The organism is Methylibium sp. Pch-M (genome assembly GCF_004136295.1).
Lineage (GTDB): Bacteria > Pseudomonadota > Gammaproteobacteria > Burkholderiales > Burkholderiaceae_C > Methylibium > Methylibium petroleiphilum.
Genome location: NZ_CP029606.1, coordinates 868,194 through 892,119 on the forward strand (window position 1 = coordinate 868,194; position 23,926 = coordinate 892,119).

Genomic DNA, 23,926 nt, shown 5'->3' on the forward strand with positions numbered 1-23,926 from the left:
CGTGCGGGGTCGGGCTCGCGCCCGGCTCAGGACCACATCCACCACGCCCACCACAACAGCAGCGCGATGAACACCGCACGCAGCGGGTTGGTGCGCCGGGTGAACCAGGACAGCAGCTCATCGTCGTCCTCGTCGCCGCCATGCCGGCCCGCGGTGTCGGCGCGCATGCGCTGTATCCACTCGCGCTGCCGCGGCAGGTCGGCCGACAGGGCCGCCATGCGGCGCGCCACCGTGTGCGGCGCCGGCTTCTCGGCATGCGCCTGGAGCTGCGGCCCGAGCACCGCCACCTGGCGGTGCGCATCGGCCAGTCGGCTCACCGCCAGCGTGGCGCCGCACTGCGCGCACTGCATCGCCTGCCCGGGCGGCAGCGCCGCACCGCAGGCTCCGCACTGCAGCGCCCCGCGGTGGGTTGCGGTGGCGTGCACCGGGTGGTCTTCGGTGGCGCCTTCCGGGTCGAGCGCACGCGCCAATCGCGCGACGTCGAGCAGGCTCGGCACCGAGCGGCAGTGGCCGCACTGCGCGTCGCCGCCCGCGATCGGCGCACCGCAATTCACGCAGTCGATGCGACCGTCGCGCCGGATCAGCGCGGCCCGGTCGGCCGACGACAGCGGCCGCACCAGCCCCTTCTCGAACAGGAACTCCGCGAACGACTGGTAGGCGCCATGCCGCGCCGGGCATTCGAGCTGCAGCGAGCGGCCCCAGCGCGAACGGTTGTGCACGGTCTTCAAGCCGCGGCGGCAGCGCGGACAGGCGGCCTGTTGACGCAGCGGCTGGTGCGCCAGCGACTGGGCCTGCGCCATGTGGCCGATCAGTTCCAGGATCGCCGGTCCGTTGAGGCGCGCGGACTCGATCACATCGAACCACACCAGATGGCAGGGCGCGCAGAGGTCGACCTCCACCGCCTGCCCGTAGTGCCCGCGCAGCGCCAGCACCTGCATCGGCCCCTGGCAGTTGCCGCAGATCAGGGACGGTGCCCCGACCGGGCCAGCGGCGGGGTGCGCCGGATTCGAAGGGGTGGTGGCCGACACGCCAGCGTCAGTAGGTGATCTCGTAGCGGTAGCCCCTGAAACGCAGCACCGCGGCCTTGAGCTTGATCTGCTCGAGCACGAGTTCGGGACCGAGCTGGTCCTTCTCGTGGAAGATCTGGCCGTTGATGATGAGGAAGCGGTTGGCCGCCTCCGCGGAGTAGATCGAGCCGCCGACCGCGATGACCGGCAACTGACGGCGGATGTCGTCGGGCAGTTCGGCAACGGTGTGAACGCGGCCCTCCGCCGCCACCGGGGCAGCCGGCTTCTCGGCAGGCGCCGCTGCGGGCGCTGTCGCCGGCGCCGCACGGCGGGTCGCTGCCGGTGCGTCGCGCGCCACCGGCGCGGGCGGTGCCGGCGGCGCGATCGCGAAGGCCGGGGCCTCGGCGCGCGGCGGCGGAGCCGGAACCGGCACCGTCGGTGCGGGCGGGATCGCCGTCGGCGATGACAGCGCCGGGACGGGCGCCACGGGGGGCACCGGGACCGTCTCGGGCGCCGTCGCCACCGGCGGTGCGGCCGTCTCGACCGGTGGCGGCGGTGTCACCACGGCCTCCTGCGTGGTGTCGCGACCGAACAGCAGCCACAGCAGCGGGCCGATCAGGCCCACCGAGGCGCCGACGACGATCCACAGCCAGGGTCGGGGCCGCGATGGCGAGCCGGCCGCCATCGCGGCCGAATCGGGCGGCACCGGCTGCGCATGCAGGTCGGGCAGCGCGCCGCGTTCGCGATCGCGTTCGGCGTCGGCCTTGCGGAGGGCTTCGAGGATGTAGGACATCGGTACGTCACTCGGTCTGCAGGCGGGGCTCGTCCACGCCGGTGGCGCGGTTGAGCTGCATCAGCGTGATCGGCCCGGCCAGGCCGTCCGGCGCCAGGCCCTGGGTGGACTGGAAGGCGGCGATGCGCGGCTTGAGCGCCGCCGCCGACGTCTCGCCCGGCGCAGCGTCGCCGGCCGCGGTGGCCAGCCGCGCGGCCAGCCAGTCGGCGGGGACGGCCGCCTTGCCCGCCGCGGCAACGGTGTAGCCCGGCGGCACGCGCCACAGCGTCGTGAAATCGCCGCGCCACAGGCGCGTGAAGGAACCGAGCGTGAGGGTCTGCGCGACGCCGCCCATGCGCAGCGTCGCGCTCTGCGCCGTGAGGCCGGTGAGCTGTGCATAGACCGGCTGCCCGGCCGCGTCATTCAGGCTCACGATGCCGGGCCGGCCGAGCAGCCGCACCAGCGCGAGATTGCTGCGCCCCGCGTGGCAGTGCACCTGCTGCGCCGGCACCAGCAGGCAGGGGTCGCCGTCGTCGGCCAGGCTCAGCTTCCAGGCCGGCGCCAGTTCCCGCAGCGCCTCGTTCGGGTCGCGCACCAGGGTCCTGAACTGCACCGGCAGATCGGCAGCGGCCAGCGCCAGCGGCGCCGGCGCCGACGCCGATGCAGCCACCGAGGCGGCGGCGGCCGGTGGCGGGGCCACCGCCGCGGAGGAGGACGCCACTTCGGGCGCCGGCTTCACCGAGGCCGCGACAGCCGGCGCAGAAGCCGCCACCGCCGTCGCCGCGCTCGCGGCGACGCGTTCCATTGACGACCGCCCGCCGCCGAGCGTCCAGCTGCCTGCCGCGAACAGCACAGCGCCGCCGACCAGGCCCAGCCCCAGCACCGCCGGGCGCCGCTGCAACCAGCCGCGCGGGTTCATCGGCGACGGGGTCTCGAACACCTCGCGCGCGGCCTTGTCGACGATCTCGCGCCGCACGCGGTGCGCGCCGGTCGAATAGGCGCCGAGCAAGGCCCGGTCGCACAGCAGGTTGATGCGGCGCGGCACGCCGCGAGACAGCTGGTGGATGCGCTGGATCGACTCGCGATCGAAGGGCAGCGCGCGGTTCAGGCCCGAGATGGTGAGTCGGTGCCGGATGTACTGCAGCGTCTCGGTCTCCGTCAGCGCCTCGAGGTGGTAGCGCGCGATCACGCGCTGCGCCAGCTGCTCCAGCTCGGGCCGCGCCAGCATCTGGCGCAGCTCGGGCTGGCCGATCAGCACGATCTGCAGCAGCTTGCGCTCGTTGGTCTCCAGGTTGGTCAGCAGGCGCAGTTGCTCCAGCACGTCGGCCGACAGGTTCTGCGCCTCGTCGATGATCAGCACGTTGCTCTGGCCGACCGCATGGGTCTGCAGCAGGAAGCGATTGAGCGGATCGAGGTAGTCCTTCACCGTCGCCGCGCCGGGGCCCGGGTGCGCGTAGGGGATGCCGAACTCGTCGCACACCGACTTCAGCAGCTCCTCGACGGTGAGCTTGGGGTTGAAGATGTAGGCGACGTTGCAGCGCTTGGGCACCTGCTCCAGCAGCAGGCGGCACACCGTGGTCTTGCCGGCACCGATCTCGCCGGTCAGCAGCACGAAGCCGCCGCCACCGCGCACGCCGTAGAGCAGATGGGCCAGCGCCTCCCGGTGCCGCTCGCTCATGAAGAGGAAGCGCGGGTCGGGCGCGATCGAGAAGGGCTCCTGGCTCAGGCCGAAGAATTGCGCGTACATGGTGCGGAGGATACTTTCCGGCGAGGCTGCGGCCTCACGGGCCGATTCCGCTCGAGGCAGCCGCTCACGCAGCAGCCAGGCGCCGCAGCGTCTCGTCGGCCAGCGCGAGGCTGGCCGTCAGGCCCGGCGACTCGATGCCGAGCAGATTGACCAGGCCCTCGATGCCGTGCTCGGCCGGGCCATCGATGCGGAAGTCGGCCGCCGGCTCGCCCGGGCCCGACAGCTTGGGCCGCACGCCGCTGTAGGCCGGCTGCAGCGCGCCGTCGGGCAGCGCCGGCCAGTAGCGGCGGATCTCCGCATAGAAGCCATCGGCGCGCCGAACGTCGACGCGGTAGTCGAGCGTGCCGTCACCGCCCGCGGCGGCGGGACCGGGCTCGACCCATTCCACGTCGGGCCCGAAGCGCGCCTGGCCGCCGAGATCGAGCGTCAGGTGGACGCCGAGGCCGGCCACCTCCGGCATCGGGTAGATGAGATGCGAGAACGGCGCCCGGCCCGGCAACGCGAAGTAGCTGCCCTTCGCGAACCGGGCCGGTGGCTGGAAGGCCGGCGCCAGACCTTCGGTGCGCCGTGCGAGCGCCGGCGCCCACAGCCCGGCGGCATTGACGACGATGCGCGCACCCAGCGTCATGCCGGCCGCATGCACACGGTGCGGTCGCCCGACCTCGATGCGCTCGACGCGCGAGGCCAGCGCCACCGCGCCGCCGGCCGACTCCAGATCGCCCTGCAGCGCGAGCATCAGGCCGTGGCTGTCGACGATGCCGGTCGATGGCGACAGCAGCGCCTCGCTGCAGGCGAGCGCGGGTTCGAGCGCACGCGCCGCGTCCGGCGTCAGGAGTTGCAGGTCGTCGACGCCGTTGTCGGCCGCACGCCGGCTCAGCGCGTGCAGCGCCGCATGCTGCGTTGGCGCGGTCGCGACGATCAGCTTGCCGCAGCGCCGGTGCGCGATGCCGCGCTCGGCGCAGTAGGCGTAGAGCGCCGCTCTACCGGCCACGCACAGCCGCGCCTTCAGCGACCCGGCGGGGTAGTAGAGGCCGGCATGGATCACCTCGCTGTTGCGCGCGCTGGTGGCGGTGCCGATCGCGGGCTCGGATTCCAGCACCACGGTCTCGAGACCGCGCTGCGCCAGCGCACGACCGACGGCCAGCCCCACCACGCCGGCCCCGACGACCACCGCATCGACCTGATCCATCCGCACGCCCTCCCCGCCCGACGGGTGTTCCGGCCTGCGATGCTAAGGCCGGCCGGCGCGCCGGGGTGTGGCGACTCAGCGCCGGCTCGTCTTCTTGGCGGAGCCGAGCCGCCGCGCGTTGGCGGTCGCGGTGCGGTGCACCGGCGCGAGCGCGCTGTGGGTCACGCGCGCCGCGGCGTCTGAGGCACGTTGCAGCGTCGGTGCGCGCCGCATCACCGTGCTGACCAACGTCTTGTGGCGGCGCATCGCCTGGGCCGGCGTGCGGCTGCCGGCCAGTGCGAAGGCATTGTTCATGATCGCGAGCCAGCCCTGCACGGCCTGGGTGTTGAGCGTCTGCACCGTCGGGGTCCAGGCGCGACCCAAGGCGGCGGCGGACTGCGAGAAGGCGTCGAGCTTCTCACTGCCCATCAGGGCGAACTCGCGTTGATCGGCGGCCGACGGCAGCGGTCCGGCCGAGGCCATGCGGGCGCTGCGGGTCGCGATGACCTGGGACGACGCCAGCAGCATTTCCTGCGTCTTGCTCGCGACGCCCAGCCACAGACCGATCGGGAAGAACATCGCAGCGGGAAGGTCGGTGGATTTCATGAAGACTCTCGGGCCCAAAGGTTCAGGTATGCAGGGGCCGGGTGACACCGGCCTTACAACGGGCCCCGAACAGCACTCGCCCACAAGAAAAGCCGGCGCTGCGCCGGCTTTTCAGGAAATGGTCAGGCCGCTCAGCTCTTGCCGTAGCGTGCCTTCGCATCGGCCACGCAGGTCGACTTGGCGTCGCCTGCGAGCGCATCGCACTTCTCGGCCTCGACCTTGTAATTGGCCTCGCGCTTCTCGTCACGCGCCTCCATCTGCGCCTTGCCGGTGGCGCTGACCAGCTTGGCATCGGCGCGCGCCTTCGTGTGCGCCGCCTTGGCTTCCTGGACGCACACGTCCTTGGCGTTGCCGGCAAGGTCGTCACAGCGTTCCTTCGCGACCTCGTAGGCGGTGTCGGCCTTCACCTCGGCCACCTTCGCGCGGTCGCCGGACTTGCCGGTGTACGCGGCCTCGAGCTCGGCCTTGGCGACCTTCTCCCTGGCCTCGGCCTCTTCCTCGCAGACGTCCTTGCCATTGCCGGACAGGCGGTCGCAGGAGGCCTTGGCGAGCTTGTAGTCGGCACCGATGCGGTCCTTGGCGGCCGAGTACTCGGCCTTGCTCATGCCGGCGGCGAAGGCGGGCGAGGCTGCGAACGCGGCGGCGGTACACAAGGCGAGAAGAGCGGGCTTGAATCGAAGGGGGCTGTGCATGAGGACTCCTGAGGTCGGGACAACGTGAGCGGAGTATTTGCGCCGCGCGCCGCGCCGGACATCGGACGCCGCCGCAAACGCGGGTAGCGGCTGTCCTACAGGGCCCTGCAGCAGAACCGCCCTCCCGCTGTGGATACCATCCACGAAACATGCGACTCAAGAGCAAGATCGTCCTCCTCGCCGTGGTGCCGCTGCTGGCGTCGATCGTGCTGATCGCGCTGGCCGTGCGCCATCAGGAACGCGCGCTGGCGACGCGCGAACGCGAGCTGGTCGAGAGCGCCTACATGAGCTCCAAACGCACCGAGCTGCGCCATTACGTCGAGCTCGCGCGCAGCACCATCGCGCCGCTGTACGACTCGGGCGACGACAGCGAGGCCACGCGCCAGGCCGCGATGAAGCTGCTGGCGTCGCTGGACTACGGCACCGACGGCTACTTCTTCCTCTACGACCTGCAGGGCAGGAGCCTGATGCACCCGCGCCAGCCCGAGCTGGTGGGCAACGACCTGTGGGAGCTGCGCGACGAGGCGGGCCACCCGACCATCCAGCAGCTGATCGCCAAGGCCAGCGAGGGCGGCGGCTTCATCGACTACCTGTGGCGCAAGCCGTCCACACGGCAGACCACGCCCAAGCTGGGCTACGTGATCGCGCTGCCGCGCTGGAACTGGATGCTCGGCACCGGCCTCTACCTCGACGACGTGCAGGCCACGATGGCGCAGCTGGACCATCAGGTGGCGGCCAACATCGAGACCACTTTTCTGTGGATCGCCGGCATCGCACTGTCGGGCATCGCGCTGATCACGGTGTGCGGCCTGGCGCTCAACCTCAGCGAACACAAGGAGGCCGACGCCAAGCTGCGCCAGCTGGCGCAGCAGGTGGTGCAGTCACAGGAGTCCGAGCGCGCCCACCTCTCGCGCGAGCTGCACGACGGCACCAGCCAGACGCTGGTGTCGATCAAGCTGCTGATCGAGTCGGCGATCGAGCAGATCGAGCGCGAGCCGGCGCAGGCCGCCGCGCCGCTGGAGCGCGCCGCGGTGCGCCTGGCCGACGCGCTGACCGAGGTGCGGCGCATCTCGCACCGCCTGCGCCCGGCGATGCTCGACGTGCTGGGCCTGCCCGCGGCGCTGGAGCACCTGGGCCGGGAGTTCGGCGACCACAGCGGGCTGGCGTTCTCGATGCGCATGCGCGGGCCGTCGATCGAGTTGCCGGACGACGTGAAGACCGTGCTGTTCCGCGTGACGCAGGAGGCGCTGACCAACATCGAGAAGCATGCCGCCGCGCAGTCGGTTCGCATCCGGCTGGCGTTCCGGCCCAGCGGCCTGCGGCTCGCGATCCTCGACGACGGCCGCGGCTTCGACCTCGCCGCGGTGCAGCTCGACCCGCGTCGCGGCATCGGCCTGCGCAACATGCGCGAGCGTCTCGCGTCGATCGGCGGCTCGTTCCGCATCCGCTCGCGCAGCGGCCTGACCGAGCTGGTCGCCGACGTGCCCGAGGCGCAGCTGCGCCGCCTGAAGGAGGCCTGATGAGCAATGAACCCGACGCGTCCCGCGTCCGACTGCTGATCGTCGACGACCACCCGTTGGTGCGCGAGGGCCTGCGCTCGCGCCTGCAGGCGATCGCCTGGCTCGAGGTGGTGGGCGAGGCCGGCAGCGCGCGCGAGGCGCTGGAGCTGATCCCGCAGCTGCGCCCCGGCCTGGTGCTGATGGACGTCGGCATGCGCGAGATCAACGGCATCGAGCTCACCCGCCTGCTGGCGCAGCGCCATCCGGCGGTGGCCGTGCTGGTGCTCAGCATGTACGACAACCCCGAGTACGTGCAGCAGGCCATGCAGGCCGGCGCCCGCGGCTACGTGCTGAAGGATGCGCCCTCGGCCGACATCATCGCGGCCATCGAGGCGGTGTGCGCCGGCGGCACCTTCCTGAGCCCGGCGGTGTCCAAGCGCCTGTTCCGCGGCCAGGCGCCGAAGCCGCTGGTCTCGCACCGGGAGAGCGAGATCCTCGCCTGCCTGGCCGACGGCCTGTCGAGCAAGCAGATCGCCGAGCGGCTGGACCTGAGCGTGCGCACCGTCGAGACGCACCGCCAGAACATCAAGCGCAAGCTGGGCATCGAGGGCCAGGCGGAGCTGATCAAGTACGCGGTCGAGCACGGCCGGCGCTACCGCGAAGACGAGGGCTGAGCGCCTCCCTCACCCCGGTCTGGTCCCTAAGTGGTCCCACGCAGCCCCCTACGTGGTGCGACGCTTGTTTCAAGATGCACCGCTGCGGACACTGACGCCCATTCCAGTGCATCCGGGTCGGACGACCACGGGGGCACGGCCCCTCAGTGTTCAGGAGACCCCCATGACCCTTCTACGCAAGCACCTTCCCTGGGTGCTCGTCGCCATCGTCGGCGCGTTCGCGCTGGCCACCATCGCGCTGCAGCGCGGTGAAGCCATCAGCGCCCTGTGGGTGGTGGTGGCCGCCCTGTGCGTCTACCTCATCGCCTACCGCTACTACAGCCTGTTCCTGGCGACCAAGGTGCTGGGTCTCGATCCGAACCGGCAGACGCCGGCGCACCGCCACAACGATGGCCTCGACTACGTGCCGACCAACAAGTACGTGCTCTACGGCCACCACTTCGCCGCGATCGCGGGCGCCGGTCCGCTGGTCGGCCCGGTGCTGGCCGCACAGATGGGCTACCTGCCGGGCATGCTGTGGCTGCTGGCCGGCGTGGTGTTCGCGGGCGCGGTGCAGGACTTCATCGTGCTGTTCATCTCGACGCGGCGCGACGGCCGCTCGCTCGGCGAGCTGGTGAAGCAGGAGATGGGCACGGTGCCGGGCGTCATCACGCTGTTCGGCGCCTTCATGATCATGATCATCATCCTGGCGGTGCTGGCGCTGATCGTCGTCAAGGCGCTGGCGCACTCGCCGTGGGGTGCGGTCACCGTCGGCTTGACGATCCCGGTCGCGCTGTTCATGGGCATCTACAGCCGCTACCTGCGACCGGGGCGCATCGGCGAGGTCTCGGCGATCGGCTTCGTGCTGCTGATGGCCGCCATCTGGCTGGGCGGCTGGGTGCACGAGCATGCGGCGCTGTCGGCGCTGTTCGACTTCGACGGCAAGGCCCTCACCTGGATGCTGATCGGCTACGGCTTCATCGCCTCGGTCTTGCCGGTGTGGCTGCTGCTGGCACCGCGCGACTACCTGTCGACCTTCCTGAAGATCGGCACCATCATCGCGCTGGCGATCGGCATCCTGATCGTCGCGCCGACGCTGCAGATGCCGGCGCTGACCCAGTTCGCGCAGGGCAACGGCCCGGTGTGGTCGGGCAACCTGTTCCCCTTCCTGTTCATCACCATCGCCTGCGGCGCGGTGTCGGGCTTCCATGCGCTGATCTCGTCGGGCACCACGCCCAAGATGCTGGAGAACGAGACGCACGCACGCTTCATCGGCTACGGTGGCATGCTGGCCGAGTCCTTCGTCGCGATCATGGCGCTGGTGGCGGCCTCGGTGATCCAGCCGGGCATCTACTTCGCGATGAACAGCCCGGCCGCGCTGGTCGGCACGACGCCGGAGGCGGTGGCGCAGACCCTGTCGACCTGGGGCTTCGTGATCACGCCCGACGTGCTGATCCAGACCGCGAAGGACGTGGGCGAGAACACCATCCTCGCGCGCGCTGGCGGCGCACCGACGCTGGCCGTGGGCATGGCGCACATCCTGCACCAGGTGGTCGGCGGGCCCGCGATGATGGCCTTCTGGTACCACTTCGCGATCCTGTTCGAGGCGCTGTTCATCCTGACCGCGGTCGACGCCGGCACGCGCGCCGGGCGCTTCATGCTGCAGGACCTGCTGGGCAACTTCATCCCGGCGATGAAGCGCACCGACTCGCTGCCGGCCAACCTGATCGCCACCGGCCTGTGCGTCGCGACCTGGGGCTACTTCCTGTACGCCGGCGTGGTCGACCCGCTGGGCGGCATCAACACGCTGTGGCCGCTGTTCGGCATCTCCAACCAGATGCTGGCCGCCGTGGCGCTGACGCTGGGCACCGTGGTGCTGTTCAAGATGAAGCGCCAGCGCTACGCCTGGGTCACCATCGTGCCGGCGGCGTGGCTGCTGATCTGCACGCTGACCGCCGGCTGGCTGAAGCTGTTCTCGCCGGATCCGAAGGTCGGCTTCCTGGCCCACGCGCAGAAGTTCGGTGACGCGCTGGCGCAGGGCACGGTGCTGGCGCCGGCCAAGTCGCTCGATGCGATGCGCCACATCGTGGTCAACGACTACATCAACGCCAGCCTGTGCGTGCTGTTCATGCTGGTCGTCGTGAGCACGGTGTTCTATGCGGTCAAGTCGATCCTGAAGGCGCTGGGCAGCCAGTCGCCGACCGTGCGCGAGACGCCGTTCGAGCCGATGCCGCAAGGCGCCGGCGGCTGAGCGCTCTCTCTGCTTCCAGCGCCCGCCGCATGGCCTCCGGCAGCTTCACCGGCTTGTTGCAAGACGTCGAGAAGGCGGGCCGCTACCTCGGCCAGGCCATGCGCCTGATGGTCGGCCAGCCCGACTACGAGGCCTACGCGGCGCATGCCAGGGCGGTCCACCCGGACCGGCCCGTGATGAGTTACGAGGACTTCTTTCGCGAGCGCCAGCAGGCCCGCTACGGGTCGCGCACCGGTCGCTGCTGCTGAGGCCGACCGGCGAGCCCCGCCCCGTTCGTTTCCCCGGACGCCTGGCAAAACCGGGCGCCCGGGACCTTGAAGCCGGCGCGCATGACGCGCCGGCCGTCCGGCAGGAGATCGCGGCGGACGGTCAGCCTGCAGCGACACGGCGCGCCAGGTGCGCCATCGCTTCCTCGACCTGATCGACCAGCACCAGACAGAGCTCCCCCGGCTTCAGGCGATCGAGCGCGGTGTCGATGGCGATGAACTCGCCGTGGATCTCCTCGACGTGGCGGGTGCGCGTCGCGCCCTGCAGGCCCTCGCGCAGCAGCGCGATCACCTCGCCGTCGGCGCGCCCGCGCTGCGCGGCATCCTGATACAGCAGCACATCGTCGAACGCGGCACCGAGGATCTGGGTCTGCTCGCGGATGTCGTCGTCGCGCCGGTCGCCGGCGCCGCTGATCACCACCGCGCGGCGCGTGGCCGGCATTGCGTCGACCGCGGCCACCAGCGCGCGCATCGCGTCGGGGTTGTGGCCGTAGTCGGCGATCACCGTCGCGCCCTTGAAGTCCATCACGTTGAACCGGCCCGGCGCGTTGTCGGCGTCGTTGACGAAGCTGGCCAGACCACGGCGCACCGTGTCCCAGTCGAGCCCCGCGCCCCAGGCGGCGGCCACCGCCGCCATGGCGTTCTCGACCTGGAAGCCGATGGTCCCGCCACGCGTGAGCGGGATGTCGCGCAGCTGCAGCTTCTCGCGCCAGGCGCCCTGCGCCGCGACCAGCGCGTCGCCCTCGACGTAGACGGTGCGCTTGCCCTGCGCGCGGTGCGTGGCCATCACCGGGTGATGGCGATCGGCCGCGAAGAAGATCACGTCACCGGGGCAGGTGCCGGCCATCGCGGCGACATTGACGTCGGTCGCGTTGAGCACCGCGTAGCCGCTCTGCGCCACGTTCTGCACGATCACCCGCTTGAGCACCGCCAGATCCTCGACGGTGGTGATGTAGTTGAGGCCGAGGTGATCGCCACTGCCGATGTTCGTGACCACCGCCACCTGGCAACGGTCGAAGCCCAGGCCCTCGCGCAACACGCCGCCGCGTGCGGTCTCGAACACGGCCGCGTCGACATCGGGGTGCATCAGCACGTTGCGCGCGCTCTTGGGTCCGCTGCAGTCGCCGCTGTCGATCTGGCGGCCCTCGACATAGACGCCGTCGGTGTTGGTCATGCCGACGCGCAGGCCGCTGGTCGCGAACAGGTGGGCGATCAGCCGCGCGGTGGTGGTCTTGCCGTTGGTGCCGGTCACCGCGACCACCGGGATGCGGCCGTCGTCACCGTGGTTGAACAGGTGCTGGACCATCGCCTCGCCGACGTTGCGGCCCTTGCCGAACGAGGGCGACAGGTGCATGCGCAGGCCGGGCGCGGCATTGACTTCGACCACGCCGCCGCTCTGCTCCTCGAGCGGGCGGCCCACCGTCTCGCACACCACGTCGACGCCGCAGATGTGAAGTCCGATCATCTGCGCCGCGGCGACAGCGCGCGCGGCCACCTCAGGGTGCACGTCGTCGGTCACGTCGGCGGCGGTGCCGCCGGTGCTGAGGTTGGCGTTGTTGCGCAGGATCACGCGGCGACCCTTCTCGGGCACCGAATCCGGCGCCAGCCCCTGCACCTGCAGGCGCGCGACGGCGATCTCGTCGAAACGGATCTTGGTCAGCGAGGTGGCATGCCCGGTGCCGCGCCGCGGGTCGGCGTTCACCAGGTCGACCAGTTCGCGCACCGTGTGCACGCCGTCGCCGATGACGTGCGGCGGCTCGCGGCGCGCTGCCGCCACCAGCCGGTCGCCCACCACCAGCAGCCGGAAGTCGCTGCCGGGCAGGAACTTCTCGACCATCACGTCGCCGATCTCGGCCGCGGCCTTGAAGGCCACATCGAGGTGGGCGCGGTCGACGATGTTGACCGTGACGCCCTTGCCCTGGTTGCCGTCCTGCGGCTTGACCACCACCGGCAGGCCGATCTGCAGCGCCACGGCCCAGGCCTCGTCGGCACTCGCCACCAGCCGGCCGATCGGCACCGGCACGCCGGCGGCACGCAGCAGCGTCTTGGTCAGGTCCTTGTCCTGCGCGATGGCCTCTGAGACAGCGCTGGTCGAGTCGACCTCGGCGGCCTGGATGCGCCGTTGCCGCGACCCCCAGCCGAACTGCACCATGCTGCCCTGCGTCAGGCGGCGGTAGGGGATGTTGCGCGCCAGCGCAGCATCGACGATGGCGCCGGTGCTGGGGCCCAGGCGCACGTCCTCGTCGGTCTCGCGCAGGCGCGTGATCGCCGCATCGACATCGAAGCCGCGAGCGTGCAGTGCCGCATCGATCAGTTCGCGGGCGAGGTCGAAGGCCAGTCGACCGACCTCTTCCTCGCTGTACTCGACGACGACCTGGAAGACGCCGGGATCGACGGTCGCCGAGGTGCGGCTGAAGGTCACCGGGCAGCCGGCCTGCGCCTGCAGCGCCAGCGCCGCCGCCTCGAGCAGGTGGGCCAGCGAGACCGGCACGCCCGGCGCCGCGGTGCGCAGCACGCCGATGCTCGGGAACAGTGCCCGCAGGCGCGCCTCGAGACCGACCGGATCGGCGATCTCGCATTCGGGCGCGGTGCACGAGACGATCGCCTCGATCGCGGTGTGCCGGCTCCACAGGTTGGGGCCGCGCAAGGCACGGATGCGGGAAACTTCCATCGCTGCTGCTCTTCGGGTGGTTCGGGCAGATCGCCGTTCGCGTCGATTGTCGGGGCCCCGGCGGGGCTCAGTGCGGGGTCTTCAGTTCGAGCTGGAAGGTCTCGATGCCGGCGGCTGCCAGTTCGGGCGCGATCCCCAGCGCCCAGGCGGCGGCGATGGCCGCCAGCATGGTCTCCGGCGGCACCTCGGCCATGCGGCCACGGGTGAACTCGGGCCCCTGCGTCTCGACCCCGCCGGTGGCCAGCACCGCGCGGCCGTGGCGCAGGAACACGGCTCGCCCGCCCTGGGCGCGCTGCGCCTGCAGCACCGGTGTGGCTGCGTCGACGCCATAGAGGATCACCTCGCCGTCGCACAGGCCGGCCAGTTCGGCCACCCGCTCGTCGTCGGCATTGAGCACCGCCACGCCGTCCGGCAGCACCACGTCGACCTGGGTGCGCAGCACCTTGAGCATCTGGTCGGATTCGCGAATGTCGAACGCCGCCAGGGCCGCGGCGCCGTCGAGGTCGGTGACGACGCCAACCTGGCAGCGGTCGTAGGCGAGGCCGTCGCGCAGGATGGCCTCGGCGCCGTTCTCCACCACCGCCACCTCGACCTGCCGGTTGATCAGCAGCCGGTGGCCGGCCTCCCAGTGCGCGCAGTCGCCGTGCTCGATCCGGCGTCCGCCGAGGAACAGGCCGTCGCGGCAGGCCAGCCCGACGTGGCGGCCGCTCAGGTGCACCAGCCAGGCCACCAGCCGGGCGATGGTGTGGGTGCCGCGGGTACCGGCCACGCCGACGATGGGAATGCGTCCGCTTTCCGTCTCGGCGAACAGGTGGTCGATGATGGCCTGGCCCACCGGCCGCGGCATGCCCTCGGCCGGCCGCAGGTGCATCAGCAGCCCGGGGCCGGCGTTGACCTCGACGATCGCGCCGCCCTGCTCGGCCAGCGGGCGCGAGATGTCCTCGGCCACCACGTCGACGCCGGCGATGTCCAGGCCCACCACGCGCGCGGCGAGCGACACGATGTGGTCGACCTCGGGGTGGACCTGGTCGCTGCAGTCGATCGCGACATTGCCGTTGCGCTGGATCAGCACGCGGCGGCCGCTGGCCGGCACCGCATCGGGCGCGAGCCCCTGGCGCTGCAGGTCGGACAGCACCGCGCCGTCCTTGTCGGTCTCGATCAGGCCGAGCGGGAAGTCCTCGGTCTCGCCGCGCCGCGGGTCGGTGTTGATCTGGGCGTCGACCAGCTCACTCACCGTGGAACGGCCGTCGCCGGTGACCCAGGCGGTCTCGCCGCGCGCTGCGGCCACCACCCGACCGCCCACCACCAGCAGGCGGTGCTCCTGGCCTGGCACGTGGCGCTCGACCATGACCTCGCTGCCGTGCAGGTCGGCATAGGCATACGCGGCCTCGATATCCTCGCGGCTGGTCAGGTCCAGCGTGACACCGCGGCCGTGGTTGCCGTCGGTCGGCTTCAGTGCCACCGGCAGGCCGATGTCCTGCGCCGCCTCCCAGGCGGCCTCGACGCTGTCGACGACCTCCCCCTCCGGCACCGGCACGCCGCAGGACTTGAGCAGGCGCTTGGTCAGGTCCTTGTCGCCCGCGATGCCCTCGGCGATGGCGCTGGTGCGGTCGGTCTCGGCGGTCCAGATGCGGCGCTGGCGGGCACCGTGGCCGAGCTGCACCAGGTTGCCGTCATTGAGGCGGATGTGCGGGATGCCACGTTCGGTGGCGGCGCCGACGATGGCGGCGGTGCTGGGCCCGAAATAGGTGTCGTCGACCTGCTCGCGCACGCGGGCCACGGCCGCAGCGACATCGAAGGCCTCATCGTTGATGGCGGCCATCAGCAGCCGGTGGCCGTCGGCCAGCGCCGTGCGCGCGACCTGCTCCTCGCGGGCACGAAACACCATGCGGTAGACGCCCCGCTGCGACGTGCTGCGGGTCTGGCCGAAACCGGTGGGCATGCCCGCCAGGTTGAGGAGCTCGATGACCACGTGCTCCAACACGTGGCCGCACCAGGTGCCCTCCCGCAGGCGCTGCAGGAACCCGCCCCGCTCGCCCACGCCGCAGTGGTGCTCCTCGAGCGCCGGCAGCAGCGCGCACAGGCGCTCGTTGAAGCCGGGCAACAGATGGGAGGGGTGGTCTTCGAGCTCGCCGAGGTCGAGCCAGGTTTCCAGCACCGGCCGATAGGTCCAGATGTTGGGGCCGCGCAGGTAATTGATGCGGAGCAGTTGCAGGTCGTTTTTCTTGCTCATTTTCGGCGGGGACGAGGCGCCCGGGCAGCCCAGGACCGACGCACGATTGTGCGCCCGACCGGCTCCTTGGCACCACGCTCCGGGCCGCATTCCATGCGGCACGCCAACCCGGCATCGGTCAGAATCTCGGGCCCTTCCGAGGGATTGAGGGCCGCCTTGTGGGTCTTCGAGAACAAATCAGAATGCATCATCACCATCCAGTCGGCGTCCCAGCGGACGGGGCCTCCCCCGCACGCATCGCGCTCCAGTCGCAGCTCGCACCGGAAGAGAACGTGCTGGCGACGCTGGAGGTTGACCTGGACGCACGCCTGCATTTCGGCGCCGGGCTGCTGGCGCTCACCGACCGGCGGCTGCTGGCCCGCGAACCGGGCGCCACCGCCTGGCAGGCCTGGCCGCTGGACAGCGACCTGACGCTGCGCCACACCGACCACGCCGGGGTCGGCAGCCTGGAGCTGCACGATCCCGCCACCCGGCGCGCCGGCTGGCGCTTCACGCTGCGTCACAACGTGCAGGCGCTGCGCCTGCTGAAACTGTTCGAATTGCAACAGACCCGCCTGCGCACCGGCGAGTCGCCCGGCGACGACGGCACGCTCTGCCCCAGCTGCCAGGCGCCGCTGCCGCCCGACAGCGACGACTGCCCGCTGTGCGCCCGGGAGCTGAACACCCCGCCCTCGACCTGGGTGCTGCTGCGGCTGTGGCGCTTCGCCCGGCCCTACCGCAAGGAGCTGGCGATCGGCTTCGGGCTGACGCTGGCCTCGACCGCGGCGACGCTGGTGCCGCCCTACCTGACGATCCCGCTGATGGACGAGGTGCTGATCCCGTTCCAGAACGGCCAGCAGATCGACCCGAAACTGGTGCTGATGCTGCTGGGCGGCCTGCTGGCGGCCGCGCTGGCAGCCTGGGGCCTGAGCTGGGCCCGCACCTACCTGCTGGCGCTGGTGTCCGAGCGCATCGGCGCTGATCTGCGCACCACCACCTTCGAGCACCTGCTGCGGCTTTCGCTCGACTACTTCGGTGGCAAGCGCACCGGCGACCTGATGGCGCGCATCGGCTCCGAGACCGACCGCATCTGCGTCTTCCTGTCGCTGCACGCGCTGGATTTCGCGACCGACGTGCTGATGATCGGGATGACCGCGGTGATCCTGGCCTCGATCAACCCCTGGCTGGCGCTGGTGACCCTGCTGCCGCTGCCCTTCATCGCCTGGATGATCCACCTGGTGCGCGACCGCCTGCGCACCGGCTTCGAGAAGATCGACCGCGTGTGGTCCGAAGTGACCAATGTGCTGGCCGACACGATCCCGGGCATCCGCGTGGTCAAGGCCTTCGCCCAGGAGCAGCGCGAGGCCGACCGCTTCCGCGACGCGAACCGGCACAACCTCGCGGTCAACGACCGGCTCAACAAGACCTGGAGCCTGTTCTCGCCGACCGTGTCGCTGCTGACCGAGGTGGGCCTGCTGGTGGTGTGGGCCTTCGGCATCTGGCAGGTCAGCAAGAACGAGATCACGGTCGGCGTGCTGACCGCCTTCATCGCCTACATCGGCCGCTTCTACGGCCGGCTGGACTCGATGAGCCGCATCGTCTCGGTCACGCAGAAGGCGGCCGCCGGCGCCAAGCGCATCTTCGACATCCTCGATCATGTGTCGAACGTGCCCGAGCCCGCCCAGCCACAGCGCATCGACAGGCTCCAGGGCCGCATCGAGCTGGCCGACATCGGCTTCCGCTACGGCTCGCGCACCGTGATCCGCGGGCTGCAGCTCGACATCCGACCGGGCGAGATGATCGGCCTGGTCGGCCACAGCGGCTCTGGCAAGAGCACGCTGGTCAACCTGATCTGCCGCTTCTACGACGTGACCGACGGCGCGATCAAGGTCGATGGCATCGACATCCGTCGCTTCGGCGTGGCCGACTACCGCCGCCACATCGGCCTGGTGCTGCAGGAGCCCTTCCTGTTCTTCGGCACGATCGCCGAGAACATCGCCTACGGCAAGCCGGGCGCCACACGTGCCGAGATCGTGGCCGCGGCGCGGGCCGCGCACGCGCACGAGTTCATCCTGCGGCTGCCGCAGGGCTACGACTCGCTGGTCGGCGAGCGCGGCCAGGGCCTGTCGGGCGGCGAGCGCCAGCGCATCAGCATCGCGCGCGCGCTGCTGATCGATCCGCGCATCCTGATCCTCGACGAGGCCACTTCCTCGGTCGATACCGAGACCGAGAAGGAGATCCAGAAGGCGCTCGACAACCTGGTGCAGGGCCGTACCACCATCGCGATCGCGCACCGCCTCTCGACGCTGCGCAAGGCCGACCGGCTGGTCGTCATGGACCGCGGCCGCATCGTCGAGGTGGGCCCGCACGACGCGCTGATGGCGCAGCGCGGCGCCTACTGGCGGCTCTACGAGGCGCAGCTGCGCCGCGTCGAAGGCGACGACGGCGAGGCGGCGCTGGAGCACCCTTCGCCGTCGACGCTGTCGCCGTCGGCCCACCCGACCGAACTCGCATGAACGCCACGACCGCGATGGATGACGACAGCGGGCTGCGGCTCGAGCGCAATGCCTTCGGCCGCCTGGTCCTCACGGCGGCGGACGGCGTGGCGCACGACGGCGTGGTGCCGGTGCGTGCCTTCCCGATCGCCGCGCCCGACGAAGGCGTGTCGATCGTCGGGGCCGACGGGCGCGAGCTGCACTGGATCGAGCGCCTGAGCGCCCTGCCACCGGCCCCGCGTGCGCTGCTGGAGGCGGAGCTCGCCAGCCGCGAGTTCATGCCGACCATCCTGCAGATCAGCGCCGTGTCGACCTTCTCGACGCCCAGCCACTGGACGGTCGAGACCGACCGCGGCAGCACGAGCTTCGTGCTCAAGGGCGAAGAAGACATCCGCCGGCTCGGCCACGGCGCGCTGCTGATCGTCGACAGCCACGGCATCCAGTTCCTGGTGCGCGACCGCCTGGCGCTGGACCGGCGCTCGAAGAAGCTGCTGGAGCGCTTTCTCTAGGACCGGTTGACGCCGCCGGTCACGGCATGCCGTGCCAGCAGCGACGGCGCCGTGACACGGTTGCGGCCCTCGCGCTTGGAGGCGTAGAGCGCCTCGTCGGCCCGCGAGAACCAGCTCTCGCCGTTGTCGCTGGGCCACAGGTCGGCGACGCCGAGCGACACCGTGATCTGCCCGACCTGCTGCTCGCTGTTGCGGCGGCGGATGCGGCTGTTGGCGATCGAGGTGCGGATTCGCTCGGCCAGCTCGACCGCGCCCTTGAGCGGCGTCGACGGCAGCAGCAGCGCGAACTCCTCGCCGCCGATGCGGGCGGCCAGGTCGTCGTTGCGCACGCTCTCCTTCAGCACCCGCGCCACCGCCATCAGCACCTGGTCGCCGAACAGGTGGCCGTGGGTGTCGTTGACCAGCTTGAAGTGGTCGATGTCGACCAGCACCAGCGACATCGCCGCCTCGCGGTCGGCCAGGAACTTGGCGATGTGCTGCTCGAAGGAGCGGCGGTTGTGCAGGCCGGTCAGGCTGTCGGTCTGCGCCTCGCTGCGGGCGGCAGCCACCTCGGCCCGCAGCTGCGCGATCTCGCGCTGGTTCACGTCCAGCCGACTCTGCAGCTGGCGCATCGCCTCCGACATCTCGCGCGTGCTGGCCACCACCCCCTGCAACACCGCGCCGCCGTTCGCCTCGCGATCGAGTTCGGCCTGCCACTGCGACAGCGACTGGTCGAAGGCCGAGGTGCGGTCGGTCGCTTCCAGCGCATCCTGCTCCATGCTGCGCAGGATGCGGCGGGCGTTCTCGGCCACCCGCTCCGAGGTCTCGAGCCCGACCGGCGCGACATAGGCCTTGAACAGCCGGGCGACGTCGGCCTCGGTCAGGGCCCGCCCGTCGGCGGTGAGTCGCTCGATCTCGGCCTTCAGGTCGCCGCTGCGGCCCGACACATACTCGTACCAGACCGCGTAGTTGATGGGGTGCAGGGCGACCGAATGCTTGGCCATCTGCGGGAGCGCGAGCCTGAGTAGTTCGCTGCTCCGCTCGACACTGTCGGGGTAGTTGCCTGAGATCACTGCGAGCTCTTGTTGTCTAGTTGCTGCCGTGCCGACGTCCGCCTCGCCACCCGGCGCGCCACGCGCTGCGCCAGGACGGCCGCCACAGCGGCCAGGGGTCGGCGCGTCCTCCGCTCACCGGCCTCCCCGACCTGTACTGCCCGCTCGGGAGACGCGGCCGGTGGCACGGCTCCGACAACACCCCCCGAGTGACACAAGTCTAACAAGTTGCACCGCCGGGACTTCGGGTCAGCACGGATACCGGGGCCAAAAACTCAGCTCAGCGCAGCGCAGCCACCACGTCCGGCGGCGCCTGCACCAGCTCGATCAGCACGCCTTCGCCACCGACCGGGAACTCGTCGTTGCCCTTGGGGTGGATGAAGCAGATGTCGTGACCGGCCGCGCCCTTGCGGATGCCGCCGGGCGCGAAGCGCACCCCGTTCTCGCTCATCCACTGCACCGCCTTCGGCAGGTCGTCGACCCACAGGCCCACGTGGTTCAGCGGCGTGGCGTGCACGGCCGGCTTCTTGTCGGGATCGACCGGCTGCATCAGGTCGACCTCCACCGCATGGGCACCGCGGCCCATCGCGCAGATGTCCTCGTCGACGTTCTCGCGCTCGGAGACGAAGTGCCCGGTGACCGACAGCCCCAGCATGTCGACCCACAGCGCACGCAGGCGCTGCTTGTCCGGCCCGCCGATGGCGATCTGCTGCAGGCCGAGAATGCGGAAGGGTTTGCTGCTGCTCATCGCGGAACCCCTCAGGCGAAGCGGATGATCGGCTGGTCGACCGACAGGCTCTCGCCCTTGCCGGCCAGCACCTCGGCCACCGTGCCGTCCTGCGCGGCGATCAGGATGTTCTCCATCTTCATCGCCTCCACCACGGCCAGCTTCTCGCCGGCCACCACCGCCTGGCCGGGCTTCACCACCACGTCGGCCAGCAGCCCGGGCATCGGCGCGAGCAGGAACTTGCTGGTGTCGGGCGGCGCCTTGTAGGGCATCAGCTTCTGCAGCTCGGCGGCGCTCGGCGACAGCACCAGCGCGTCGACGCACAGGCCGTTGTGGTTGACGCGCAGGTCCAGGCCGCGCCGCTCGACCTGGGCCGTGAACGGACGGCCGTTGCAGGAGCCGCCGATGCGCACCTCGCCGTAGCGCCAGTCGCTCTGGAATTCGTAGCACTTGTCGTCCAGCGTGACCACCACCGACCCGTTGACGTGCACCTGCACCGGCCGGTGGGTGGATGCCCCCTGCTCGCCGCGCAGCACGACCACGTAGTCGTCGCCGATGCGCAGGCCGTGCCCCGGCAGCTGCCCGGTGATGGCCGCCGAGCGCGCCAGGAACTTGCGGTTCACCGCCGCAGCCAGCGCGACCACGAAGTCCGGGTCCTCGTGCACCACATCCGAGGCCTTGAAGCCCTTCGGGAAGTGCTCGGCGATGAAGCCGGTGTTGAAGTCGCCCGAGACGAAATCGGGGTGCGCCAGCAGCGCCGCCTGGAACGGGATGTTGCTGCTGATGCCGCGGATCACGAAGGCATTGAGCGCCTCGCGCATCTTGGCGATCGCGTCGAGCCGGTCCGTCCCGTGCACGATGAGCTTGGCGATCATCGAGTCGTAGTACATCGGGATCTCGCCGCCCTCGTAGACGCCGGTATCGACCCGCACGCCGCCGTCCCAGGGCATCGGCAGCGCGGCTTCCATCGTCTGCACCGGCGGCTGGTAGCGCACCAGGCGCCCGGTCGACGGCAGGAAGTTGCGGTACGGATCCTCGGCGTTGATGCGGCACTCCATCGCCCAACCGGTGCGCCGGATGTCGGCCTGCGCGAACGGCAGCTTCTCGCCGGCGGCCACGCGAATCATCAGCTCGACCAGGTCCACGCCGGTGATGCACTCGGTGACCGGGTGCTCGACCTGCAGCCGCGTGTTCATCTCGAGGAAGTAGAAGCCCTGGTCCTTGCCGACCACGAACTCCACCGTGCCGGCGCTCTGGTACTTCACGGCCTTGGCCAGCGCCACGGCCTGCTCGCCCATCGCCTTGCGCGTGGCGTCGCTGATGAACGGCGACGGCGCCTCCTCGATCACCTTCTGGTGACGGCGCTGGATCGAGCACTCGCGCTCATGCAGGTAGACCACGTTGCCGTGGGCGTCGCCCAGCACCTGGATCTCGATGTGGCGCGGCTGCTCGACGAACTTCTCGATGAAGACGCGGTCGTCGCCGAAGCTGTTCTTCGCCTCGTTGCGGCAGGAGCTGAAACCGTCGAAGGCCTCCTTGTCGTTGAACGCCACGCGCAGGCCCTTGCCGCCACCGCCGGCGCTGGCCTTGATCATCACCGGGTAGCCGATGCCCTGGGCGATCTCCACGGCGCGCTCGGCGGATTCGATCGCGTCGTTCCAGCCCGGGATGGTGTTGACCTTCGCCTCGTTGGCGAGCTTCTTCGAGGCGATCTTGTCGCCCATCGCCGCGATGCTGTAGTGCTTGGGTCCGATGAAGACCAGGCCCTCCTCCTCGACGCGGCGCGCGAAGTCCTCGTTCTCCGACAGGAAGCCGTAGCCGGGGTGGATGGCCTGCGCGCCGGTCTGCTTCGCGGCGGCGATGATCTTGTCGGCCACCAGGTAGGACTCGCGGCTCGGCGCCGGCCCGAGCAGCACCGACTCGTCGGCCAGCTCCACGTGCCGCGCGTCGCGGTCGGCCTCGGAATAGACCGCGACCGTCGCGATGCCGAGCTTCTTGGCCGTCTTGATGACCCGGCAGGCGATCTCGCCGCGGTTGGCAATGAGGATCTTGGTGAACATGTCTCGTTCCCTCGCCGCGTCAAAGAGGAATGTTGCCGTGCTTGCGCCACGGGTTCTCGAGCTTCTTGTCGCGCAGCATCACCAGCGAACGGCAGATGCGCTTGCGCGTCTCGTGCGGCTGGATCACGTCGTCGATGTAGCCGCGCGCACCAGCCACGAAGGGGTTGGCGAAGCGCTGCTTGTACTCGGCCTCGCGCGCGGCCAGCTTGACCGGATCGCCCTTGTCCTCGCGGAAGATGATCTCCACCGCGCCCTTCGCGCCCATCACCGCGATCTCGGCGTTGGGCCAGGCGAAGTTCACGTCGCCGCGCAGGTGCTTGGAGGCCATCACATCGTAGGCGCCGCCGTAGGCCTTGCGCGTGATCACCGTCACCTTCGGCACGGTGCACTCGGCATAGGCGTAGAGCAGCTTCGCGCCGTGCTTGATGATGCCGCCGTACTCCTGGCTGGTGCCCGGCATGAAGCCCGGCACGTCGACGAAGGTCACCACCGGGATGTTGAAGGCGTCGCAGAAGCGCACGAAGCGCGCCGCCTTGATGCTGCTCTTGATGTCCAGGCAGCCGGCCAGCACCAGCGGCTGGTTGGCGACGATGCCGACCGTCTGCCCCTCCATGCGCGCGAAGCCGATCAGGATGTTCTTCGCGTACTCGGGCTGCAGTTCGAAGAAGTCGCCGTCGTCGGCCACCTTCAGGATCAGCTCCCGCATGTCGTAGGGCTTGTTGGCGTTGTCCGGCACCAGCGTGTCGAGCGAATAGTCCAGCCGCTCGGCCGGGTCGCCGCCCAGGCGCACCGGCGCCTTCTCGCGGTTGTTCAGCGGCAGGTAGTTGTAGAAGCGCCGCAGCATCAGGATGGCCTCGACGTCGTTCTCGAACGCCATGTCGGCGACACCGCTCTTGGTGGTGTGCGTGGTCGCGCCGCCCAGCTCCTCGGCGGTCACTTCCTCGTGGGTCACCGTCTTCACCACTTCGGGCCCGGTGACGAACATGTAGCTGCTGTCCTTCACCATGAAGATGAAGTCGGTCATCGCCGGCGAATAGACGGCACCACCGGCCGACGGCCCCATGATCAGGCTGATCTGCGGCACCACGCCCGAGGCCATCACATTGCGCTGGAACACCTCGGCATAGCCGCCCAGCGAGGCCACGCCCTCCTGGATGCGCGCGCCGCCGGAATCATTGAGGCCGATGACCGGCGCACCGACCTTCATCGCCTGGTCCATCACCTTGCAGATCTTCTCGGCGTGGGCCTCGCTGAGCGCGCCGCCGAACACGGTGAAGTCCTGGCTGAAGACGAACACCAGGCGGCCGTTGATCATGCCGTAGCCGGTCACGACGCCGTCGCCGGGGATCTTGTTGTCGGCCATGCCGAAGTCGGCGCAGCGGTGCTCGACGAACATGTCCCACTCCTCGAAGGTGCCGGCATCGAGCAGCAGCTCGAGGCGCTCGCGCGCGGTGAGCTTGCCCTTGCCGTGCTGCGCCTCGATGCGCTTCTCGCCGCCGCCCAGGCGGGCCCGCTCGCGTCGCCGCTTGAGCTCTTCGATGATGTCGTGCATGGGGATGG

At 70.5% G+C, this 23,926-nt stretch carries 18 protein-coding genes; 6 read left to right on the forward strand and 12 right to left on the reverse strand.

Features of this window, described 5'->3' with window-relative positions:
- Positions 1 to 26: 26 nt before the first annotated feature.
- The 6 genes from C1M51_RS04120 to C1M51_RS04145 form a co-directional block, all read right to left on the reverse strand.
- Positions 27 to 1,028, reverse strand: coding sequence for a hypothetical protein (locus C1M51_RS04120; protein WP_129448363.1), 1,002 nt, complete (start codon positions 1,026 to 1,028; stop codon positions 27 to 29).
- 7 nt (positions 1,029 to 1,035) lie between these two features.
- Entirely contained in the window at positions 1,036 to 1,800 is a 765-nt protein-coding gene (locus C1M51_RS04125; protein ID WP_129448364.1) for a general secretion pathway protein GspB, read from the reverse strand.
- 7 nt (positions 1,801 to 1,807) lie between these two features.
- Positions 1,808 to 3,526 (reverse strand): ExeA family protein, encoded by a 1,719-nt coding sequence (locus C1M51_RS04130; RefSeq protein ID WP_129448365.1) that lies wholly within the window; start codon positions 3,524 to 3,526, stop codon positions 1,808 to 1,810.
- Positions 3,527 to 3,590: 64 nt separating this feature from the next.
- Positions 3,591 to 4,715: an NAD(P)/FAD-dependent oxidoreductase gene (locus C1M51_RS04135; RefSeq protein WP_129448366.1), complete on the reverse strand. Its 1,125-nt coding sequence runs from the start codon at positions 4,713 to 4,715 to the stop codon at positions 3,591 to 3,593.
- A 75-nt stretch (positions 4,716 to 4,790) separates the two neighbouring features.
- Positions 4,791 to 5,300 carry a polyhydroxyalkanoate granule-associated phasin gene (locus C1M51_RS04140; protein ID WP_129448367.1) on the reverse strand — a complete coding sequence of 170 codons (510 nt, stop codon included), beginning with the start codon at positions 5,298 to 5,300 and terminating at the stop codon, positions 4,791 to 4,793.
- Between the two features lie 131 nt (positions 5,301 to 5,431).
- Positions 5,432 to 5,992, reverse strand: a complete 561-nt coding sequence (locus C1M51_RS04145) for a hypothetical protein (RefSeq protein WP_129448368.1) — start codon at positions 5,990 to 5,992, stop codon at positions 5,432 to 5,434.
- 149 nt (positions 5,993 to 6,141) lie between these two features.
- Here C1M51_RS04145 and C1M51_RS04150 point away from each other — a divergent pair, with 149 nt between their 5' ends.
- The 4 genes from C1M51_RS04150 to C1M51_RS04165 all read left to right on the forward strand — a co-directional run bounded on the left by C1M51_RS04150 (position 6,142) and on the right by C1M51_RS04165 (position 10,643).
- Complete coding sequence (locus C1M51_RS04150; protein ID WP_129448369.1) at positions 6,142 to 7,512, forward strand: cache domain-containing protein; 1,371 nt, start codon at positions 6,142 to 6,144, stop codon at positions 7,510 to 7,512.
- On the forward strand, positions 7,512 to 8,165 hold the full coding sequence (locus C1M51_RS04155; protein ID WP_129448370.1) for a response regulator transcription factor: 654 nt from the start codon (positions 7,512 to 7,514) through the stop codon (positions 8,163 to 8,165). Before C1M51_RS04150 ends, C1M51_RS04155 begins: the two co-directional genes overlap by 1 nt.
- A gap of 163 nt (positions 8,166 to 8,328) precedes the next feature.
- Positions 8,329 to 10,395, forward strand: a complete 2,067-nt coding sequence (locus C1M51_RS04160) for a carbon starvation CstA family protein (protein ID WP_129448371.1) — start codon at positions 8,329 to 8,331, stop codon at positions 10,393 to 10,395.
- Between the two features lie 29 nt (positions 10,396 to 10,424).
- Positions 10,425 to 10,643 (forward strand): YbdD/YjiX family protein, encoded by a 219-nt coding sequence (locus C1M51_RS04165; protein WP_129448372.1) that lies wholly within the window; start codon positions 10,425 to 10,427, stop codon positions 10,641 to 10,643.
- Between the two features lie 121 nt (positions 10,644 to 10,764).
- Here C1M51_RS04165 and cphA (C1M51_RS04170) read toward each other — a convergent pair whose 3' ends face one another.
- Together cphA (C1M51_RS04170) and cphA (C1M51_RS04175) are read right to left on the reverse strand one after the other, a co-directional pair.
- The gene (gene cphA, locus C1M51_RS04170) at positions 10,765 to 13,332 is read right to left on the reverse strand and encodes a cyanophycin synthetase (RefSeq protein WP_129448373.1); all 2,568 of its coding nucleotides are present in this window, start codon (positions 13,330 to 13,332) and stop codon (positions 10,765 to 10,767) included.
- Between the two features lie 67 nt (positions 13,333 to 13,399).
- Positions 13,400 to 15,565 (reverse strand): cyanophycin synthetase, encoded by a 2,166-nt coding sequence (gene cphA, locus C1M51_RS04175; RefSeq protein ID WP_129448374.1) that lies wholly within the window; start codon positions 15,563 to 15,565, stop codon positions 13,400 to 13,402.
- A gap of 182 nt (positions 15,566 to 15,747) precedes the next feature.
- On the opposite strand from cphA (C1M51_RS04175), the gene C1M51_RS04180 reads away from it, so the two are divergent.
- Together C1M51_RS04180 and C1M51_RS04185 are read left to right on the forward strand one after the other, a co-directional pair.
- The gene (locus C1M51_RS04180; RefSeq protein WP_129448375.1) at positions 15,748 to 18,060 is read left to right on the forward strand and encodes an ABC transporter ATP-binding protein; all 2,313 of its coding nucleotides are present in this window, start codon (positions 15,748 to 15,750) and stop codon (positions 18,058 to 18,060) included.
- Positions 18,057 to 18,548 (forward strand): DUF1854 domain-containing protein, encoded by a 492-nt coding sequence (locus C1M51_RS04185; RefSeq protein WP_165349649.1) that lies wholly within the window; start codon positions 18,057 to 18,059, stop codon positions 18,546 to 18,548. Before C1M51_RS04180 ends, C1M51_RS04185 begins: the two co-directional genes overlap by 4 nt.
- Here C1M51_RS04185 and C1M51_RS04190 read toward each other — a convergent pair.
- The 4 genes from C1M51_RS04190 to C1M51_RS04205 form a co-directional block, all read right to left on the reverse strand.
- Entirely contained in the window at positions 18,545 to 19,531 is a 987-nt protein-coding gene (locus C1M51_RS04190; protein ID WP_129448376.1) for a GGDEF domain-containing protein, read from the reverse strand. The genes C1M51_RS04185 and C1M51_RS04190 overlap by 4 nt on opposite strands.
- A 328-nt stretch (positions 19,532 to 19,859) precedes the next feature.
- On the reverse strand, positions 19,860 to 20,327 hold the full coding sequence (locus tag C1M51_RS04195) for a VOC family protein (RefSeq protein ID WP_036232055.1): 468 nt from the start codon (positions 20,325 to 20,327) through the stop codon (positions 19,860 to 19,862).
- A gap of 11 nt (positions 20,328 to 20,338) precedes the next feature.
- Positions 20,339 to 22,366: an acetyl/propionyl/methylcrotonyl-CoA carboxylase subunit alpha gene (locus C1M51_RS04200; RefSeq protein WP_129448377.1), complete on the reverse strand. Its 2,028-nt coding sequence runs from the start codon at positions 22,364 to 22,366 to the stop codon at positions 20,339 to 20,341.
- Between the two features lie 19 nt (positions 22,367 to 22,385).
- A complete protein-coding gene (locus C1M51_RS04205) occupies positions 22,386 to 23,918 on the reverse strand; it encodes an acyl-CoA carboxylase subunit beta (RefSeq protein WP_129448378.1) in 1,533 nt (510 codons plus the stop codon).
- Positions 23,919 to 23,926: the final 8 nt, after the last annotated feature.

Coding starts and splice junctions, on each gene's coding strand:
- C1M51_RS04125 (WP_129448364.1), bottom strand. CDS start 1,800: ATGTCCTACATCCTCGAAGCCCTCCGCAAGGCCGACGCCGAACGCGAT.
- C1M51_RS04130 (WP_129448365.1), bottom strand. CDS start 3,526: ATGTACGCGCAATTCTTCGGCCTGAGCCAGGAGCCCTTCTCGATCGCG.
- C1M51_RS04135 (WP_129448366.1), bottom strand. CDS start 4,715: ATGGATCAGGTCGATGCGGTGGTCGTCGGGGCCGGCGTGGTGGGGCTG.
- C1M51_RS04140 (WP_129448367.1), bottom strand. CDS start 5,300: ATGAAATCCACCGACCTTCCCGCTGCGATGTTCTTCCCGATCGGTCTG.
- C1M51_RS04145 (WP_129448368.1), bottom strand. CDS start 5,992: ATGCACAGCCCCCTTCGATTCAAGCCCGCTCTTCTCGCCTTGTGTACC.
- C1M51_RS04150 (WP_129448369.1), top strand. CDS start 6,142: ATGCGACTCAAGAGCAAGATCGTCCTCCTCGCCGTGGTGCCGCTGCTG.
- C1M51_RS04155 (WP_129448370.1), top strand. CDS start 7,512: ATGAGCAATGAACCCGACGCGTCCCGCGTCCGACTGCTGATCGTCGAC.
- C1M51_RS04160 (WP_129448371.1), top strand. CDS start 8,329: ATGACCCTTCTACGCAAGCACCTTCCCTGGGTGCTCGTCGCCATCGTC.
- C1M51_RS04165 (WP_129448372.1), top strand. CDS start 10,425: ATGGCCTCCGGCAGCTTCACCGGCTTGTTGCAAGACGTCGAGAAGGCG.
- cphA (WP_129448373.1), bottom strand. CDS start 13,332: ATGGAAGTTTCCCGCATCCGTGCCTTGCGCGGCCCCAACCTGTGGAGC.
- cphA (WP_129448374.1), bottom strand. CDS start 15,565: ATGAGCAAGAAAAACGACCTGCAACTGCTCCGCATCAATTACCTGCGC.
- C1M51_RS04180 (WP_129448375.1), top strand. CDS start 15,748: ATGCATCATCACCATCCAGTCGGCGTCCCAGCGGACGGGGCCTCCCCC.
- C1M51_RS04185 (WP_165349649.1), top strand. CDS start 18,057: ATGAACGCCACGACCGCGATGGATGACGACAGCGGGCTGCGGCTCGAG.
- C1M51_RS04190 (WP_129448376.1), bottom strand. CDS start 19,531: ATGGCCAAGCATTCGGTCGCCCTGCACCCCATCAACTACGCGGTCTGG.
- C1M51_RS04195 (WP_036232055.1), bottom strand. CDS start 20,327: ATGAGCAGCAGCAAACCCTTCCGCATTCTCGGCCTGCAGCAGATCGCC.
- C1M51_RS04200 (WP_129448377.1), bottom strand. CDS start 22,366: ATGTTCACCAAGATCCTCATTGCCAACCGCGGCGAGATCGCCTGCCGG.
- C1M51_RS04205 (WP_129448378.1), bottom strand. CDS start 23,918: ATGCACGACATCATCGAAGAGCTCAAGCGGCGACGCGAGCGGGCCCGC.